Below are 15,948 nucleotides of genomic sequence, written 5' to 3' on the forward strand. Positions count from 1 at the left end.
GACCGGACGCGGGCGCTCAGCCGACCAGGGCGGTGTCCCGGCCGGCCAGCGGCGTACGGGGCACGGTGACCCGGTGGGACGGGTCGCGGACCTCGCCGACCAGCATCTCCAGGACGTCCTCCAGGGCGACCAGGCCCAGCACCCGCCCGGACGCGTCCGCGACCTGGGCGAGGTGCGTGGCCGCGCGGCGCATCACGGTGAGCGCGTCGTCCAGGGGGAGTTCCACGCGCAGCGTCGCCATGGGGCGCCAGATGTGCTGCGGCACGGCCCGTTCGCGGTCCTCGATGTCGAGTACGTCCTTGACGTGGAGGTAGCCCATGAACGGCCCTTCGCCCTCCGCGCAGACCGGGAAACGGGAGTATCCGGTCCGTACCGTCAGCTCCTCGATCTGGCGCGGGGTGACCGACGGAGCGACCGTGATCAGGGCGGAGCGGGCGATGAGCACATCCGTCACCGGGCGGCTGCCCAGCTCCAGCGCGTCCTCGAGCCGCTCCTGCTCCCCGGGATCGAGGAGCCCCGCCTGTCCCGAGTCCTCGACGAGACGGTTGAGCTGCTCGCTGGTGAAGACCGCCTCCACCTCGTCCTTCGGCTCGACGCGGAAGGCCCGCAGCACCAGCCGGGCACAGGCGCCGAGGCCCGCCGTGACCGGGCGGCACAGCCGGGCGAAGGCGACCAGACCCGGGCTGAGCCAGAGGGCGGTCTTCTCGGGGGCGGCCATCGCCAGGTTCTTCGGGAGCATCTCGCCGATGACGAGGTGCAGGAAGACGACCACGGCCAGGGCGATCACATAGCCGAGCGGATGAATCAGCCCCTCGGGCAGATGCACCGCGTGGAAGAGGGGCTCCAGCAGGCGCGCCACGGTCGGTTCGGCCACCGCGCCCAGCGTCAGCGAGCACATGGTGATGCCGAACTGCGCGGCCGCCATCATCTGCGGCAGATTCTCCAGTCCGTGCAGGACCTGCTTCGCCCGTGTGGAGCCCTGGGCCGCGCGTGGTTCGATCTGGCTGCGGCGTACGGAGACGAGGGCGAACTCGGCTCCGACGAAGAACCCGTTCGCCAGCACCAGCAGCAGTGCGAACAGGAGTTGGAGGACGCTCATCGCGCGGCCTCCGTCAGGGCAGGGACGTCGGCGGTACGCACCAGGCGCACCCGCTCGGCGCGGTAGCGGTCCACCTGGCGGACCGAGAGCCGCCAGCCGGGCAGTTCGGCCCGGTCGCCGGGGGCGGGGATGCGCCCCAGCAGATCGGCGACGAGGCCCGCCACCGTCTCGTACGGCCCGTCGGGCACATCGAGACCTATCCGGCGCAGGGTGAGGACCCGGCAGCTGCCGTCGGCCTCCCAGGCGGGGTTGCCGTCCTCCGGGGCCACGGGGGCAAGCTCGGGCTGGGCGTCGGCCTCGGCGTCGTGCTCGTCGCGGACCTCGCCGACGAGCTCCTCGATGATGTCCTCGAGGGTGACGACCCCGGCCGTGCCGCCGTACTCGTCGACGACCACGGCGATGGGCTGCTCGCTGCGCAGCCGCTCGAGGAGCTGCTGCACGGGCAGCGTCTCGGGCACCAGCAGCGGCGGCACGGCGACCCGGTCGAGCCGGGTGCGCAGCCGTTCGTCGGCGGGCACCGCGAGGGCGTCCTTGAGGTGGACCATGCCGACGATCTCGTCGATGCGCTCCCGGTAGACGGGGAAGCGCGAAAGACCGGTCGCGCGGGTCAGGTTGAGGACGTCGGCCGCGGTGGCGTCGCTCTGCAGGGCGCTCATCTTCACGCGCGGGGTCATCACATGCTGCGCGGTGAGATGGCCGAGCGAGAGGGTCCGTACGAACAGGTCCGCGGTGTCCTGCTCCAGTGTTCCGGCGCGTGCCGAGTGGCGGGCCAGCGAGACCAGCTCACCGGGGGTTCGGGCGGAGGCCAGCTCCTCGGTCGGCTCGACGCCCAGCAGCCGCACAAGACGGTTGGCGACGGTGTTGAGCAGGGTGATGACCGGGCGGAAGACGGTCGAGAAGAGATGCTGCGGGCCCGCGACGAACCGCGCGACCTGCAACGGACGGGAGACCGCCCAGTTCTTGGGGACGAGTTCGCCGATCACCATCTGGACGGCGGAGGCGAGCAGCATCCCGATGACCACGGCGAACCCGGGGACAGCACCCTCGGGCAGTCCGGTCGCGGTCAGCGGCCCGTCGAGCAGCTGCGCGAGCGCGGGTTCGGCGAGCATGCCGACGACGAGCGAGGTGATGGTGATGCCGAGCTGGGTGCCGGAGAGCTGGAAGGACAGCTCCCGCAGCGCTGTGACGACGCGGCGGGCGCGGCGGTCGCCCTCGGCGGCGGCGCGCTCGGCATCGGGCCGCTCCACCGTGACGAGGCCGAACTCGGCCGCCACGAAGAAGCCGTTGGCGAGGATCAGGAGGAATGCCGCGGCGAGCAGCAGAAGAGGGATGATCATGCCGCCGCCTCCTGGGAGGGGGCGGCGCAGGTACTACCGGACGATCCGTCCATTGCTGGAGGGAGTCACTCCTCGGGTCGCAGGTGCCCCGCGGGCCGCTGGGGGCCGTGACATGCGGAGCGGGGCGCCGTCGGCGCCCGCCGTCCACCAGAGTAATCAAGCGAGGGGCGGACGCGGCAGGGGCATCGCCGCTCAGTCTTCGTCGGGGTGGGTGCCGCGGCTCTCCGCGAGGGCCCGCAGGGCGCGGGCGTCACTGATGGCGTGCGCCCTGGCGATACCGGGCTGAATACCGAGCACGGGCAGGCTGGTGCCGTCGCTGAGGTCGAGGAAGACCCAGGGGTCACCGGGGCGCAGATTCACCCGCAGGATCTCCGCCCACGCCAGTTGGCGCGTTCGGGTGAGATTGACGACAGTGACGCCCTGCTCGTCGGCGACGACCTTGGGCCGGCTCAGCAGGGCCAGTACGCCGAGGAAGACCAGCGCCGTGAAGATGAAGCTGCTCCGCTCCCCCGCGCTCAGCTTCTCCAGCAGCAGGGCGACCGCGGTGATCACGGCGAACATCACCGCGCCCACGGTCAGCAGGACGATCCGGGTACGGGTCGGCCTGAACGTGACCGGGAGCGCGGGGATTTGGGGCGCGGGCGCGGACATGGTGTCGGACATCCTTCAGAGACGGCAGGCGTGGATGGCCGTGGTGAGGATCGCCCGCGCGCCGAGGTCGTACAGATCGTCCATGATCCGCTGCGCCTCCTTGGCGGCGACCATGGAGCGGACGGCGACCCAGCCCTCGTGGTGCAGCGGCGAGATGGTCGGGGACTCGAGGCCCGGGGTGAGGGCGACGGCCTGCTCCAGGTGCTCGACCCGGCAGTCGTAGTCCATCATCACGTAGCTGCGGGCGACCAGGACGCCCTGGAGGCGGCGCAGGAACTGCTGCACCTTGGGGTCGTCGGCGGGCGAGCCGGTGCGGCGGACGACGACCGCCTCGGACTTCATGATCGGCTCGCCGATGACCTCCAGACCGGCGTTGCGCAGGCTGGTGCCGGTCTCCACGACGTCCGCGATGATCTGGGCGACGCCCAGCTGGATCGCCGTCTCGACCGCGCCGTCGAGGTGGACCACGGACGCGTCGATGCCCTCGTCGGCGAGGTGCTTGGCGACGATGCCCTCGTAGGAGGTGGCGATCGTCATTCCGCCGAAGTCGCCGACGCCGGTGGCCGTGCCGGGCCTGGTGGCGTAGCGGAAGGTGGAGCGGGCGAAGCCCAGCTGGAGGATCTCCTCGGCGTTGGCGCCGGAGTCGAGCAGCAGATCGCGGCCGGTGATGCCGATGTCGAGCTTGCCGGAGCTGACGTAGATCGCGATGTCACGCGGGCGCAGGTAGAAGAACTCGACCTCGTTCTCGGGGTCGACGAGGACGAGCTCCTTGGACTCCTTGCGCTGCTGGTAGCCGGCCTCATGGAGCATCGCCGACGCAGGTCCGGACAGTGAACCCTTGTTGGGGACGGCGATGCGCAGCATGGGACGGGCTTCCTTTGTTCGCGTGTTCCGTACGGGGTCGGGGGTGGTGCTCAGAGGTGGGCGTAGACGTCGTCCAGGGAGATCCCGCGCGCGACCATCATCACCTGGACGTGGTACAGCAGCTGCGAGATCTCCTCGGCGGCGGCTTCCTTGCCCTCGTACTCGGCGGCCATCCAGACCTCGGCGGCCTCCTCGACGACCTTCTTGCCGATGGCATGCACTCCCTTGTCCACCAGTTCGGCGGTACGGGAGGAGGCAGGGTCGCCGTTCTTCGCCTTGAGCTGCAGCTCGGCGAAGAGCTCTTCGAAGGTTTTGTTCGCCATGATGGTCCCAAGAGTAAGGGGTGCGCCCGCGCCACTCAGCGCCAGGGTTCGCTGATGGCACGCAGCGTGGCGGCGGTGGCGAGGGCGGCGGTGACCGCCTCGTGGCCCTTGTCCTCGTTCGATCCCTCCAGACCGGCGCGGTCCAGCGCCTGCTCCTCGGTGTCGCAGGTCAGGACGCCGAATCCGATCGGGACGCCGGTGTCCACGGTGACCTGGGTGAGGCCGCCCGTGACGCCCTGGCACACATACTCGAAGTGCGGGGTGCCGCCGCGGATGACGACGCCGAGGGCGACGATCGCGTCGTAGCCGCGGCCCGCCAGCACCTTGGCGACCACCGGGAGCTCGAAGCTGCCCGGCACACGCAGCAGCGTCGGTTCGTCGATGCCCAGCTCGTGCAGTGCGCGCAGGGCGCCGTCTACGAGGCCGTCCATGACCTTCTCGTGCCACTGGGCCGCGATCACCGCCACCCGCAGGTCGCCGCAGTTGCGGACGGACAGTTCGGGTGCACCCTTGCCGCTCATGTCTCTCCTTTGACGCTTACTGACGTGCTTGTCGCTCAGGCTTACTGGTTGCCGCAGGTGGACGTGCCTGCGGGGTCGAGCCAGGGCAGGTCGTGCCCCATCCGGTCCCGCTTGGTGCGCAGGTACCGGAGATTGTGCTCGCCCGCCTGGACGGGCATCGGCTCGCGTCCGTGGACGGTGAGACCGTGCCGTACGAGCGCGGCGGTCTTGTCGGGGTTGTTGGTCATCAGCCGCAGGCTGCGTACGCCGAGGTCCTCGAGGATCTGCGCGCCTGCCGCGTAGTCGCGGGCATCGGCGGGCAGGCCGAGTTCGAGGTTGGCGTCGAGGGTGTCGCGGCCGCGCTCCTGGAGTTCGTAGGCCCGCAGCTTGGACAGCAGGCCGATGCCGCGGCCCTCGTGGCCGCGCAGATAGACGACCACGCCGCGGCCCGCCTCGGTGATGTGCTCCATGGACGCCTGCAGCTGGGGGCCGCAGTCGCAGCGCAGCGAGTGGAAGATGTCGCCGGTCAGGCACTCGGAGTGGACGCGGACGAGGACGTCCTCGCCGTCGCCGATGTCGCCGTGGACGAGGGCGACGTGCTCGATGCCGTCGACGGTGGAGCGGTAGCCGAACGCGGTGAACTCGCCGAAGGAGGTGGGCAGATGGACCTCGGCCTCGCGCTTGACGGTCGGCTCGGAGGAACGGCGGTAGGCGATCAGGTCCTCGATGGAGATGATCGTCAGGCCGTGCTTGCGGGCGAACGGGATCAGATCGGGCAGCCTCAGCATCACCCCGTCCTCGCCCGCGATCTCGACGATCGCGCCTGCCGGGCGCAGCCCCGCGAGCCGGGCGAGATCGACCGCGGCCTCGGTGTGGCCGTTGCGCACCAGCACACCGCCGGGCTTGGCACGGAGCGGGAAGACATGGCCGGGGCGTACGAAGTCGGACGCCTCCGACTCGCCGCTCGCCAGGAGCTGGAGGGTGGTGGCGCGGTCGGATGCGGAGATGCCGGTGGTCACGCCGTAGGCGGGGCCCGCGTCGACGGAGACGGTGAAGGCCGTCCGCATCGACTCGGTGTTGCGCTCGACCATCTGGGGCAGGTCGAGCCGCTCCAGCTCCTCGCCCTCCATGGGGGCGCAGATCAGGCCGCGGCACTCGCTCATCATGAAGGCGATGATCTCGGGCGTGGCCTTCTCGGCCGCGACGACGAGGTCCCCCTCGTTCTCGCGGTCCTCGTCGTCGACGACCACGACGGGCCGTCCCGCCGCGATGTCGCGGATGGCCTGCTCGACCGGGTCGAGGGCGAAGTCCTCGACGTTGTCGGTGGAGTACCAGGTGGGCAGTGCAGTCATGCTGCCGCTCCTTCCAGGGAGGGCTTGGCGCTCACTCGGGAGCGCAGCCACCAGTCGCGCAGGCCCCACAGGACGAGCGCGAAGTAGACCACGTAGACCAGGCCGGAGAAGGCCAGGCCACTGTTGAAGGCCAGCGGCACGCCGACGAGGTCGACGAGCAGCCAGGCGAACCAGAACTCGATCAGACCGCGGGCCTGGGCGACCATCGCCACCAGGGTCCCCACGAAGATGTACGCATCCGCCCACGGGCTCCAGGAGAGCGACGGGTAGAGCGTGAAGAGAGTGCCGACGGCGAGGGTGCCGACGACCGCACCGGCGATGAGGAAGCCGCGCTCGCGCCAGGTGGCGAAGCGGACGGCGATGGAGCCGTCCTGCGCCTGCTGCCGGCCTCGGGTCCACTGCCGCCAGCCCCACAGTGCGACGCCGATGACCAGGAGCTGCTTGCCGACGCCGCCGCTGAGATGGGCGGAGGCGTACGCCCCGACGAGGATGACACCGGAGGCGAACTGCGCGGGCCACGTCCATATCGAGCGCCGCCAGCCGAGCGCGAGAGCGACCAGGCCGACGGTGTTGCCGATCATGTCGGACCACATGATGTGCTGGTCGAAGGCCGTGAACGCCTCGGAGTTGAGCCAGGACAGAGCGCTCACTTCACGTTCTCCTTGGCGTCGGCGCCGAGCAGCCGCTCGACGTACTTGGCGATGACGTCGACCTCGAGGTTGACCGGGTCGCCGGGCTGCTTGATGCCGAGCGTGGTCAGCGCGAGGGTGGTGGGGATGAGGCTGATGGTGAAGTAGTCGGGCCCGGCGTCGACGACGGTGAGGCTCACTCCGTCGACGGTGATCGAGCCCTTCTCGACGACGTAGCGGGTGAGGTCGGCGGGGAGGGAGATCTTCACGAGCTCCCAGTTCTCCGACGGCTTCCGCTCGACGATGGTGCCGGTGCCGTCCACATGGCCCTGGACGATGTGCCCGCCGAGCCGGTCGCCGATGGCCATCGGCCGCTCCAGGTTGACCCGGGAGCCGGTCTCGAGCGCGCCGAGGCTGGAGCGATTGAGGGTCTCGGCCATCACGTCGGCGGTGAACTCGCCGTCGCCGAAGTCGACGACGGTGAGGCAGACGCCGTTGACGGCGATGGAGTCGCCGTGCTTGGCGCCTTCGGTCACGACGGGGCCGCGCAGTCGGAAGCGGGAGGAGTCGCCGAGGTTCTCGACGGCGGTGACCTCACCCAGTTCTTCGACGATTCCGGTGAACACTCAGCGCTCCTTGGGGGTGGTTGCGGGGACGGCGGTGATGCGCAGATCGGGGCCGATACGGACGGTCTCTGTCACGTCGAGGCGCAACGCCTCGGTGATCGTGGAGATTCCGGCGTCGGCGAGGGCCGCGGGGCCCGCGCCGAGGAGTACGGGCGCGAGATAGCCGACGACCTTGTCGACGGCTCCCGCGGCGACGAAGGCGCCGGCGAGCGTGGGGCCGCCTTCGAGGAGTACGGAACGGATACCGCGCTGGTGCAGGGCTTCCAGCAGTGCCGCTACGGACAGGCCGCGGTCGGCTCTCGGCAGCCGTACGACATCGGGGAGTTCGGTCTCGGCGTCCTCGGCGACCGCGATCAGCGTGGGCGCGGCGTCGTCGAGGACGCGGGCTCCGGGCCGTACGGCGGTGGCGTCGGTGTCGACGACGACGCGCAGCGGCTGAGTGCCTGACGGCATTACTTCGTTGACGGCGCCTTCGATGCCGCGGACCGCGAGGTGCGGGTCGTCGGCGCGGGCCGTGCCGGAGCCGACGATCACCGCGTCGGCCTCGGCGCGGAGCCGGTGGACGTCGGCGCGGGACTCGGACGAGGTGATCCAGCGGCTGGTGCCGTCCTGGGCGGCGATCCGGCCGTCGAGGGTGGCGGCGTACTTCCACAGGACGTAGGGGCGGCCGAGGCGTACGGAGGTGAGCCAGGCGATGTTGCCCGCTTCGGCCTCGTCGGCGAGCAGGCCCGACTCGACCTTGATCCCGGCGGCGCGCAGGGTGTCGCCGCCGCCGGTGGCCTGCGGGTTGGGGTCGCCGACCGCGTACACGACCCGGCCGATCCCGGCGTCGATGAGCGCCTGGGCGCAGGGGCCGGTGCGGCCGGTGTGGTTGCAGGGTTCGAGGGTGACGTACGCGGTGCCGCCGCGGGCACGCTCTCCGGCGTCGCGCAGGGCGTGGACCTCTGCGTGCGGGCCGCCGGCGCGCTGGTGGAACCCGGCGCCGACGGGCTGTCCGGAGGCGTCGAGGATGACGCACCCGACGATGGGGTTGGGGCTGGTGGAGCCGAGTCCGCGCGCGGCGAGCTGAATCGCTCGGCGCATGGCGTCTGCGTCGGCTGCGGTGGCCACCGGGTCCTCCTGCCTTTTCGGGCACGGACTCCGGGGCCTGTCGATGTCGACAGAGAGCGGGACAACAATTCACAGCAACGCCTGGGCCGAGCACGCCGATCGCCGACGACGGCGATCAGCCACTACGGCCGACGTACCGGAAAGGTCGCCCGCCGCGCACTGCCTCCCATCCGGACTTTCACCGTCGGTCCAGGAATTTCACCTGGTCAACCGGCCACTGGATGCGGACGGGTCGCGGACTGTAACCGCCGGTTCGGAATTACACCGACCCCGGAGTGCGCTGCTGCTGATACAGGGCCAGTGTGCCACGCCTGGTCGGGGGCCATGCGAGTGAACGGTTGTGGCCTGGCTCACAGGGCCGCCGATCCGGACTGATTGGTTCACACTATTGACGCACTGGTCTAGTCCATTTACTGTCTGCGGCACCTCCGTGCACCGCGGGGAATCGACCGCCCGGCGGCGGAGTCCCGGCCCTTGCCGCCGCCGGGCTCCCCGCGCTCTGGCACGCTGCTCCCATGACTTCGATCCTGGTGACAGGCGGTACGGGAACGCTGGGCAGTCGGGTGAGCGCGAAGCTGCGCGAGGGCGGACACGAGGTACGGGTGCTCAGCCGCCACTCCCAGGCGTACGCCGTCGATCTGCGCAACGGCACGGGACTGGACGCGGCGGTCGAGGGCGTGGACGCGATCGTCCACTGCGCCTCCGCTCCGCGTGGAGGCGATGACGAGGCAGCCTCGAGGCTGCTGGACGCGGCGCGGCGTGCCGAGGTCCGGCATCTCCTCTACATCTCGATCGTCGGCGTGGACCGGCTGCCGCTCGGCTACTACGTCATGAAGCGCAAGGTCGAGCGGATGATCGAGGAGGCCGGGGAGTCGGGACCCGGCTGGACGATTCTGCGGACGACCCAGTTCCACGACCTGGTGCTGCGCATGCTGGCGGGCGCTGCCCGGCTGCCGGTGATGCCGCTGCCGTCCGGGGTGAGTGTCCAGCCCATCGACACGGATGAAGTCGCCGAACGGCTGGCCGAGTTGGCCGTCACAGGTCCAGCCGGGCGGGTCGAGGACATGGGCGGTCCGGAGATCCGCCCGCTGCCGGACCTGGCGCGGGCCTATCTCCGCGCCCGCGGCCGGCGTCGCCCGCTGCTGCCGGTCCGCCTGGCGGGGAAGGCGTACGCGGGCTACCGGGCCGGTGACCACCTGACGCCCGAACGGGCCGTCGGGAAGGTCACGTTCGAGCAGTTCCTGACGCAGCGCCTCGGCTGAGCACGCGCCGCTTGCTCATGCGCCGCGTGCTCACGCGCCCGGCGCGAAGAGCTCGTCCTGGGCCGCCTCGCGGGCCGTCAGCAGCGCTCCGCTCAGCACCGCGGCGCCGCCCAGCTTTCCGGCCCGTACCTCCGTACGCAGCGGGGTGAGTTCGGCCAGCCGCGCCTCGACCCGGGTGGCCAGTTCCGTGCCGCCCGCGTGGCCGACCTCCCCGCCGAGGACCACGCAGCCCGGGTCGAGGACGGAGGCGACCGCCGCCGCGCCGAGGGCGAGCCGCTGGGTCAGGGCGTCGAGGAAGTCGCCCCGTCCGGCTGCGACCGCGGCCCGGACGACGGATGCGGCCCGGGGCTCCTGGGACTCCGCCGCCTCGATGCCGTACTGGGCGCCGAGCGCGCAGACCGCGGCCGACGCGGCCAGCGAGTGGAAGCCGCCCTCGCAGTCGTCCGCGGCCGGCAGCCCCGTCGTGCCGGGCACAGGCAGGAAACCGATCTCCCCCGCGCCGCCCGACGCGCCCCGGCGGAGCCTGCCGTCCAGGAAGAGGGCCGCCCCGATCCCGTGGCCGAGCCACAGGAACACGAACGTGTCGCGGTCGCGGGCAACGCCGAGCCGCTGTTCCGCGACGGCCGCCAGATTGGTCTCGTTCTCGACGAGAACCCTGGCAGGCAGGCGCTCCTGGAGGGCGGCGACGAGGCTCCGGTGCCAGGCGGGCAGTCCGCTGGTGTCGCGCAGTTCGCCGCTGACCGGGTCGATCAGGCCGGGCGCGCCGATGCCGACGCTGTGCAGCCTGGACGCACCCGCCTCCCGCGCCGTCCGCTCCAGCAGGGCGACCGCCCGCTCGACGGCGGGCTCGGTGCCGGTGTCGCTGCCGATGGGGAGTGAGGCCTCGGCGAGGGTGACGCCGAGCAGATCGGCGACGACGACGGTCACGCTTCTGGTGCGTACGTCGAGGGCGGCGAGGTGGGCGCGGTCGGCGACGATCCCGTACACCCGGGCATTGGGGCCGCGGCGCTCGGCGCCCGACTCGCCGACGACCTGGATCAGGCCGGATCCTTGCAGCCGCTCCACCAGATCGGCGACGGTGGGACGGGAGAGTCCGGTCATGGTCTTCAGCTGCCCTGCCGTCAACGGGCCTTCCTGCTGAAGCAGCCGGAGGGCGAGCCGGTCGTTGATGGCCCGGGCGGTGCTCGGGGATGCGGGCATGCCGGAATCCTTCCAGACAGCTGCCGCGACTATTTATCAGGCAGGGTTCCTGATAGTTTACGCAGCACTGCTACGGGGAGGGTGGGCATGGCGAGCGAAGTCGTCTTCGGGCAACCGCAGTTGAAGCGGGCGCGGTACGCCGTGGCCGCCGTCTTCTGTGTGCACGGCGCGGTCACCGGCAGCTTCGCCACCCGCATCCCGTGGATTCAGGACCATGCGGCGGTCAGCGCCGGGCAGCTCGGTCTCGCGCTCGCCTTCCCCGCGCTCGGCGCATCGGTGGCGATGCCGCTGGCCGGGGCGATCAGCCACCGCTTCGGCGCGCGCAACGCGCTGCGCGGACTGATCGTGCTCTGGACCCTCGTGCTGACCCTGCCGTCCTTCGCGCCGGATCTGCTCGCCCTGTGCGGCGCACTGTTCGTGTTCGGGGCGACGGCGGGGATGTCCGACGTGGCCATGAACGCCCTGGGCGTCGAGATCGAGAACCGGCTCGACCGGTCGATCATGTCGGGCCTGCACGGCATGTGGAGCGCCGGTGCGCTGATCGGCTCCGCCGGCGGCACGCTCGCCGCGCATCTCGGCAGCGACGCCCGGCTGCACCACGCCCTCGCGGCCGCGACCCTGACCGCGCTCGGGCTGATCGCCTGCCAGGGCGTACTGGATCTGCGCAGCGACCCCGACGAGCAGCCGCCGCCGAGGTTCGCGCTGCCGCCCAAGTCCGCGCTGGCCATCGGCGCGGTCGGGTTCTGCGCGGTGTTCGCGGAGGGTGCGAGCCTGGACTGGTCGGCGGTCTTCCTGCGGGACGTACTGGACACATCGCCCGGTCTCGCGGCCGCCTCCACCACCGCTTTCGCGCTGACCATGGCGGTGGCGCGGTTCGCGGGCGACCGGATCGTGGACCGCTTCGGCCCGGTGCGCACGGTGCGGGTGGGCGGCGTGCTGGCGACCGCGGGCGGGCTGCTGGTGGTCCTGGCACCCCATCCGGCCGTGGCGATGGCCGGCTTCGCGTTCATCGGGCTCGGCGTCGCCGTCGTCGTACCGCTGGCCTTCGCGGCGGCCGGACGCAGCGGCCCCCATCCGAGTCAGGCCATCGCGGGCGTCGCCACGATCACGTACACCTCGGGCCTGATCGCCCCCTCGGCGATCGGCGCGGTCGCCGACGCCACGAGTCTGGTGGTGTCGTTCACTCTGGTGACGGCGCTTGCCTTCGGCCTGATCCTGGGGGCGGGGGTGCTGCGGTCGGCGGGACGGGAGAGCGCGAGGTCCGGCGCCGCGAACAACCTCCGCCCGGCGGGGTCTGAAGCGTGCGAACGGGATTCATGAACGAGACCGTGCGAGCGTAGGGCTGCCGGTTACGGGTGACAATGCCCCGCGCACGGTTCACGGATGGGACTACGACGACGCTTCCCGGCGGTAGCCGCCATTCGGGGTCCCCCGTTCTGGGGAAGCCCCGTCCGGTCAGTGCGCCATCTGGCCGACGGCTGGGACGCTGCCTCCATGGCGCAGACGGAACAGTTCGCAGCGCGGGCCGGCAGCCGAACGTCCCCGGTCGACTCCGTGGTGGCGCGTATGCGCTCGTACCGCTCCGACTGGCCGGCGACGGACGGAGTCGCCGTCTTCAACCGGGTCTATCTGGCCGTGACGGAGGAGATCGGCCGGCGTATCGACAGCGGCGGGTTCCCCGACCGGCGGGCCGCCGTCACCCTGGACGTCCTCTTCGCCCGGCGCTATCTGACGGCCGTCGAGACAGTGGCTCAGGGGCGCCGGGCACCGGCGTGCTGGCGGCCGCTCTTCCAGTACCGGCGCCATCCCGGCGTACGGCCGGTCCAGTTCGCCCTCGCCGGTATCAATGCGCATATCGGGCACGATCTGGCGCTTGCGGTGGTGGACACGAGTCGTGCCCTCGACTGCGAACCGGCCGACCTGGAGGGTGAGTTCGAGCGCGTGGGCGACATCCTCACGCTGCTGGAGGAGCGTATTCGCGAGGATCTGATGCCGGGCCCCGATCTGCTGGAGCTCGCCGATCCGCTGACGCATCTGCTGGGCTCCTGGAGCCTGGACCGGGCCCGCGACGGCGCCTGGTCGGCGGCGCGGCTGCTGTGGGGCGTACGGGAATTCCCGGGCCTGGCCGAGGAGTTCACCGAACGGCTGGACACGGGTGTCGGGCTCGTGGGGCGCTGCCTGCTCACCCCCTTGCCCTGACGCGGTCGAGAAGTTGATGACCGTCCGGGGCCGGCCGGATCGCGGCCGGCCCCGGACGGAAGCTCAGTCCTCCGGCAGCTCGACCGGTGCGATCTCGTCGTAGAGATCACCGGGGCCGGGGTTGCTGGGGTCGGTCGTACCGCCGAATTGCGCCATCACGCCCCACACCGCGTTCAGCGCGGTCTGTACGGCGCCCTCGGCCCAGCCGGCCGTCCAGGAGATGTCGTCACCCGCGAGGAAGATGCCGCGCTTGTCCTCGGGCAGCCTGTCCTGCATGAAGTGGGTGAACAGCCGCCGCTGGTAGCGGTAGTGGCCGGGCAGGTTCGCCTTGAACGCGCCCATGAAGTAGGGCTCGTTCTCCCAGGAGACGGTGACCGGGTTGCCGATGATGTGGCTGCGCACGTCGACCTTGGGATAGATCTCCTTCAGCGACTTGAGCATGACCTCCATCCGCTCGTTCGCGGACAGCGGCAGCCACTTGAGGCTGTCGTCGCACCACGTGTACGAGAGGCAGATGACGGCGGGCTTGTCCGGGCCGTTGTCCAGCAGATAAGTGCCGCGCGTCATCCGGTCGGTCAGCGTCATCGACATGACATCGCGTCCGGTTTCCTCGTCCTTGTCCAGCCAGAACGGCCGGTCGACCGGGACGAAGAGCTTGGACGACTCCATGTAATGAGTGCGCTCCATCGCCGTCCAGTGGTCGATCGGGAAGAGCGAGTCGTCACAGGCGATCTTGGACAGCAGCATCCAGGACTGCGCGGTGAAGATGGCCGCCTGGTAGGTGCGGATGTCACCGGAGGCGTCGGTGACGGTGATCCGGTTGCCCGCGGTGCGGTGCAGCCGGGTCACGGCCGGGCGCGGGTCGCCCTCGTGGAGGGACTTCAGGGACGTGCCCTGTGCCCAGTGAACGATCTTCTCGGGCTCGCGCTCCCAGAGCCGCAGCGGCAGCTGCTGGCTGCCTTCGACGATGCCGCGGTGGTGGTCGTCCGCCTCGGAGTAGACGACGCGCAGGATCTCCAGGATGGAGTTGGGGAAGTCGGTGTCCCAGCCGCCGGTGCCGAAGCCGACCTGGCCGAAGATCTCGCGGTGCCGGAAGGACTTGAAGGCCTCGGAGTCGCAGAGGAAGCCGTAGAACGTCTGGTTGTCGAGCTTCTCCACCAGCTTCGCCCAGATCTCACGGATCCGCGGCACATCGCGCTCGCGCATGGCGCGGTTCATGTCGGAGAAGTCGGCGCCCTCTTCGAGACAGGCGTTCCAGGCGTCCATGACATCGCGGTAGACCTGCGGCAGATCGTCGATGGTCTCGGCGTAGTGCGACTCGCCCTTGAGGTCGACGACGGTCGACGGGGTGCTGGGGGAAAGGGGGTTGGGGAAGGGCTCGGTCGTCAGGCCCACCAGGTCGATGTAGTGCTGAAGCGCCGTGGAGGACGGCGGGAAGCGCATCGCGCCCATCTCGGCGGTCAGTTCCGGGACACAGCCGTCGAAGCCGACGGTGCGCAGCCGGCCGCCGATCCGGTCCGCCTCGTAGACGACCGGCTTGAGGCCCATCTTCATCAGCTCGTAAGCGGCGACGAGGCCGGAGAGCCCGCCGCCGATGACCGCGACCTCGGTGCCGTGCTCGGTCGCCGGTATCTGGCCGATGCCCGCGGGGTGGGCGAGGAAGTCGTCGTACGCGTACGGGAAGTCCGGACCGAACATGGTGATCGGCGGCTGCGCGTCGGTGTGCTGGACAGCGGTGGGCACAGTGGACGTCATGGGGTGCGGACTCCTTGCACGGAAAGGGTGAGCGGCGAGCGGGGACGGGGTTCAGATCAGGGAGGCGTACAGGCCTGGGCGGCGGTCGCGCAGATACGGATTCGCTTCGCGCGATGCGCTCAGCAGGCCTGGGTCCACTTCGCCGATCACCAGCTCCTCACCGCGTCCCGCGCGGGCCCGGGTGGCGCCGTCGGGGCTCGCGAGGCAGCTGAGCCCGACGAACTCGAACTCACCCTCCGGTCCGGTCCTGTTGACGTACGCGATGTACATCTGGCTCTCGAAGGCCCGCACCGGGACGACGGATTCGGCGACGAACTGGAACGGGTGCATCTGGGCGGTGGGCACCAGCAGCAGATCGGTGCCGGCCAGGGCGTGCGCACGGACGTTCTCGGGGAACTCCACGTCGTAGCAGATCAGCATGCCGATCCGGATCCCGCCGAGCTCGGCCTGGACGACAGGCTGCTCGCCCGGGGTGAACCACTGCTGCTCGAAGCAGCCGAAGAGGTGGGTCTTGCGGTAGTTCGCGAGCCGGTCGCCGTCCGGGCCGATCAGCTGCGCGGAGTTGAAGATCCTCCCCCGGTCTTCGGCCGGGGGTACCCCCATCTCGCTTCTCCCCCAGCCTTCGGCCGGGGGGACCCCCATCTCGCTTCGCTCGCCGTCGCGCTCGGGGTAGCCGTACATGACCGCGATGCCATGGCGTGCCGCGATCTCGGCGACGGACTGCGCACCGGCGCCGTCCGCGGGCTCGGCCAGGCGCCCAATGTCGTCGCCGATGGCGTACCCGGTCAGGTACATCTCGGGGCAGACCAGCAGCCCGGCGCCGGCGGCCGCGGCGCGGCCCGCGGCCTCGTCGAGCACCTTGAGATTCCCGGCGACCGAACCCGGTCGGCCGGAACTCTGGAGCAAGGCGGTGCGCAGCGGCGGCATGGCTGACCTCGGGCAGTCTGTGCGGGTGTGAGGGAGACGTTAAGAACGGTACGGTCCGGCGTTCCCCCCGGACAAGGCACGACCGTTGCGCGCAGCAGGTGGATCCGTTGCGCA

The 15,948-nt window shown here is 70.8% G+C and carries 16 protein-coding genes and 1 riboswitch; of the genes, 3 read left to right on the plus strand and 13 right to left on the minus strand.

Translation table 11 applies throughout. The features are described 5' to 3' along the window. Positions 1-16: 16 nt before the first annotated feature. The 10 genes from SLUN_RS06510 to ribD all read right to left on the minus strand — a co-directional run bounded on the left by SLUN_RS06510 (position 17) and on the right by ribD (position 8,491). Positions 17-1,099 (minus strand): hemolysin family protein, encoded by a 1,083-nt coding sequence (locus SLUN_RS06510; protein ID WP_108147574.1) that lies wholly within the window; start codon positions 1,097-1,099, stop codon positions 17-19. After that, positions 1,096-2,436 (minus strand): hemolysin family protein, encoded by a 1,341-nt coding sequence (locus tag SLUN_RS06515; protein ID WP_108147575.1) that lies wholly within the window; start codon positions 2,434-2,436, stop codon positions 1,096-1,098. Before SLUN_RS06515 ends, SLUN_RS06510 begins: the two co-directional genes overlap by 4 nt. A gap of 192 nt (positions 2,437-2,628) precedes the next feature. Next, the gene (locus tag SLUN_RS06520; protein WP_108147576.1) at positions 2,629-3,087 is read right to left on the minus strand and encodes a PH domain-containing protein; all 459 of its coding nucleotides are present in this window, start codon (positions 3,085-3,087) and stop codon (positions 2,629-2,631) included. 15 nt (positions 3,088-3,102) lie between these two features. Next, positions 3,103-3,951 (minus strand): ATP phosphoribosyltransferase, encoded by an 849-nt coding sequence (gene hisG, locus SLUN_RS06525; RefSeq protein ID WP_108147577.1) that lies wholly within the window; start codon positions 3,949-3,951, stop codon positions 3,103-3,105. A 50-nt stretch (positions 3,952-4,001) separates the two neighbouring features. Then, on the minus strand, positions 4,002-4,274 hold the full coding sequence (locus SLUN_RS06530) for a phosphoribosyl-ATP diphosphatase (RefSeq protein WP_108147578.1): 273 nt from the start codon (positions 4,272-4,274) through the stop codon (positions 4,002-4,004). A gap of 35 nt (positions 4,275-4,309) precedes the next feature. Beyond that, a complete protein-coding gene (gene ribH, locus SLUN_RS06535) occupies positions 4,310-4,795 on the minus strand; it encodes a 6,7-dimethyl-8-ribityllumazine synthase (RefSeq protein WP_108147579.1) in 486 nt (161 codons plus the stop codon). 41 nt (positions 4,796-4,836) lie between these two features. Further along, a complete protein-coding gene (locus SLUN_RS06540) occupies positions 4,837-6,126 on the minus strand; it encodes a bifunctional 3,4-dihydroxy-2-butanone-4-phosphate synthase/GTP cyclohydrolase II (RefSeq protein WP_108147580.1) in 1,290 nt (429 codons plus the stop codon). After that, the gene (locus SLUN_RS06545) at positions 6,123-6,776 is read right to left on the minus strand and encodes a nicotinamide mononucleotide transporter family protein (RefSeq protein ID WP_108147581.1); all 654 of its coding nucleotides are present in this window, start codon (positions 6,774-6,776) and stop codon (positions 6,123-6,125) included. Before SLUN_RS06545 ends, SLUN_RS06540 begins: the two co-directional genes overlap by 4 nt. After that, entirely contained in the window at positions 6,773-7,381 is a 609-nt protein-coding gene (locus SLUN_RS06550) for a riboflavin synthase (RefSeq protein ID WP_108147582.1), read from the minus strand. The genes SLUN_RS06545 and SLUN_RS06550 overlap by 4 nt, the downstream gene beginning before the upstream one ends. Further along, on the minus strand, positions 7,382-8,491 hold the full coding sequence (gene ribD / locus SLUN_RS06555) for a bifunctional diaminohydroxyphosphoribosylaminopyrimidine deaminase/5-amino-6-(5-phosphoribosylamino)uracil reductase RibD (protein ID WP_108147583.1): 1,110 nt from the start codon (positions 8,489-8,491) through the stop codon (positions 7,382-7,384). Positions 8,492-8,643: 152 nt separating this feature from the next. Further along, a riboswitch (FMN riboswitch) is annotated at positions 8,644-8,774 on the minus strand. Positions 8,775-9,006: 232 nt separating this feature from the next. Here ribD and SLUN_RS06560 point away from each other — a divergent pair. Continuing rightward, on the plus strand, positions 9,007-9,753 hold the full coding sequence (locus tag SLUN_RS06560) for an SDR family oxidoreductase (protein ID WP_108147584.1): 747 nt from the start codon (positions 9,007-9,009) through the stop codon (positions 9,751-9,753). A 30-nt stretch (positions 9,754-9,783) separates the two neighbouring features. On the opposite strand, the gene SLUN_RS06565 is transcribed toward SLUN_RS06560, so the two are convergent. Continuing rightward, positions 9,784-10,953 (minus strand): ROK family transcriptional regulator, encoded by a 1,170-nt coding sequence (locus SLUN_RS06565; RefSeq protein WP_108147585.1) that lies wholly within the window; start codon positions 10,951-10,953, stop codon positions 9,784-9,786. An 87-nt stretch (positions 10,954-11,040) separates the two neighbouring features. Between SLUN_RS06565 and SLUN_RS06570 the strand changes: the two genes are divergently transcribed. Together SLUN_RS06570 and SLUN_RS06575 are read left to right on the plus strand one after the other, a co-directional pair. Further along, entirely contained in the window at positions 11,041-12,273 is a 1,233-nt protein-coding gene (locus SLUN_RS06570; protein WP_108147586.1) for an MFS transporter, read from the plus strand. Between the two features lie 174 nt (positions 12,274-12,447). Continuing rightward, the gene (locus tag SLUN_RS06575) at positions 12,448-13,152 is read left to right on the plus strand and encodes a DUF5995 family protein (protein WP_108154568.1); all 705 of its coding nucleotides are present in this window, start codon (positions 12,448-12,450) and stop codon (positions 13,150-13,152) included. Positions 13,153-13,215: 63 nt separating this feature from the next. Here the strand turns inward: SLUN_RS06575 and SLUN_RS06580 are convergent, their stop codons facing one another. Both SLUN_RS06580 and SLUN_RS06585 read right to left on the minus strand, forming a co-directional pair. Beyond that, positions 13,216-14,907 carry a flavin monoamine oxidase family protein gene (locus SLUN_RS06580; protein WP_108147587.1) on the minus strand — a complete coding sequence of 564 codons (1,692 nt, stop codon included), beginning with the start codon at positions 14,905-14,907 and terminating at the stop codon, positions 13,216-13,218. A 51-nt stretch (positions 14,908-14,958) separates the two neighbouring features. After that, a complete protein-coding gene (locus tag SLUN_RS06585) occupies positions 14,959-15,834 on the minus strand; it encodes a carbon-nitrogen hydrolase family protein (RefSeq protein ID WP_108147588.1) in 876 nt (291 codons plus the stop codon). Positions 15,835-15,948 lie beyond the last annotated feature (114 nt).

Origin of the sequence: Streptomyces lunaelactis, from assembly GCF_003054555.1 — a bacterium.
In the GTDB taxonomy this organism is placed as follows: domain Bacteria; phylum Actinomycetota; class Actinomycetes; order Streptomycetales; family Streptomycetaceae; genus Streptomyces; species Streptomyces lunaelactis.

What these genes read in the sequence shown, in the direction of transcription:
- SLUN_RS06510 (WP_108147574.1), bottom strand. Translation starts at nt 1,099, where the DNA reads ATGAGCGTCCTCCAACTCCTGTTCGCACTGCTGCTGGTGCTGGCGAAC.
- SLUN_RS06515 (WP_108147575.1), bottom strand. Translation starts at nt 2,436, where the DNA reads ATGATCATCCCTCTTCTGCTGCTCGCCGCGGCATTCCTCCTGATCCTC.
- SLUN_RS06520 (WP_108147576.1), bottom strand. Translation starts at nt 3,087, where the DNA reads ATGTCCGCGCCCGCGCCCCAAATCCCCGCGCTCCCGGTCACGTTCAGG.
- hisG (WP_108147577.1), bottom strand. Translation starts at nt 3,951, where the DNA reads ATGCTGCGCATCGCCGTCCCCAACAAGGGTTCACTGTCCGGACCTGCG.
- SLUN_RS06530 (WP_108147578.1), bottom strand. Translation starts at nt 4,274, where the DNA reads ATGGCGAACAAAACCTTCGAAGAGCTCTTCGCCGAGCTGCAGCTCAAG.
- ribH (WP_108147579.1), bottom strand. Translation starts at nt 4,795, where the DNA reads ATGAGCGGCAAGGGTGCACCCGAACTGTCCGTCCGCAACTGCGGCGAC.
- SLUN_RS06540 (WP_108147580.1), bottom strand. Translation starts at nt 6,126, where the DNA reads ATGACTGCACTGCCCACCTGGTACTCCACCGACAACGTCGAGGACTTC.
- SLUN_RS06560 (WP_108147584.1), top strand. Translation starts at nt 9,007, where the DNA reads ATGACTTCGATCCTGGTGACAGGCGGTACGGGAACGCTGGGCAGTCGG.
- SLUN_RS06565 (WP_108147585.1), bottom strand. Translation starts at nt 10,953, where the DNA reads ATGCCCGCATCCCCGAGCACCGCCCGGGCCATCAACGACCGGCTCGCC.
- SLUN_RS06570 (WP_108147586.1), top strand. Translation starts at nt 11,041, where the DNA reads ATGGCGAGCGAAGTCGTCTTCGGGCAACCGCAGTTGAAGCGGGCGCGG.
- SLUN_RS06575 (WP_108154568.1), top strand. Translation starts at nt 12,448, where the DNA reads ATGGCGCAGACGGAACAGTTCGCAGCGCGGGCCGGCAGCCGAACGTCC.
- SLUN_RS06580 (WP_108147587.1), bottom strand. Translation starts at nt 14,907, where the DNA reads ATGACGTCCACTGTGCCCACCGCTGTCCAGCACACCGACGCGCAGCCG.
- SLUN_RS06585 (WP_108147588.1), bottom strand. Translation starts at nt 15,834, where the DNA reads ATGCCGCCGCTGCGCACCGCCTTGCTCCAGAGTTCCGGCCGACCGGGT.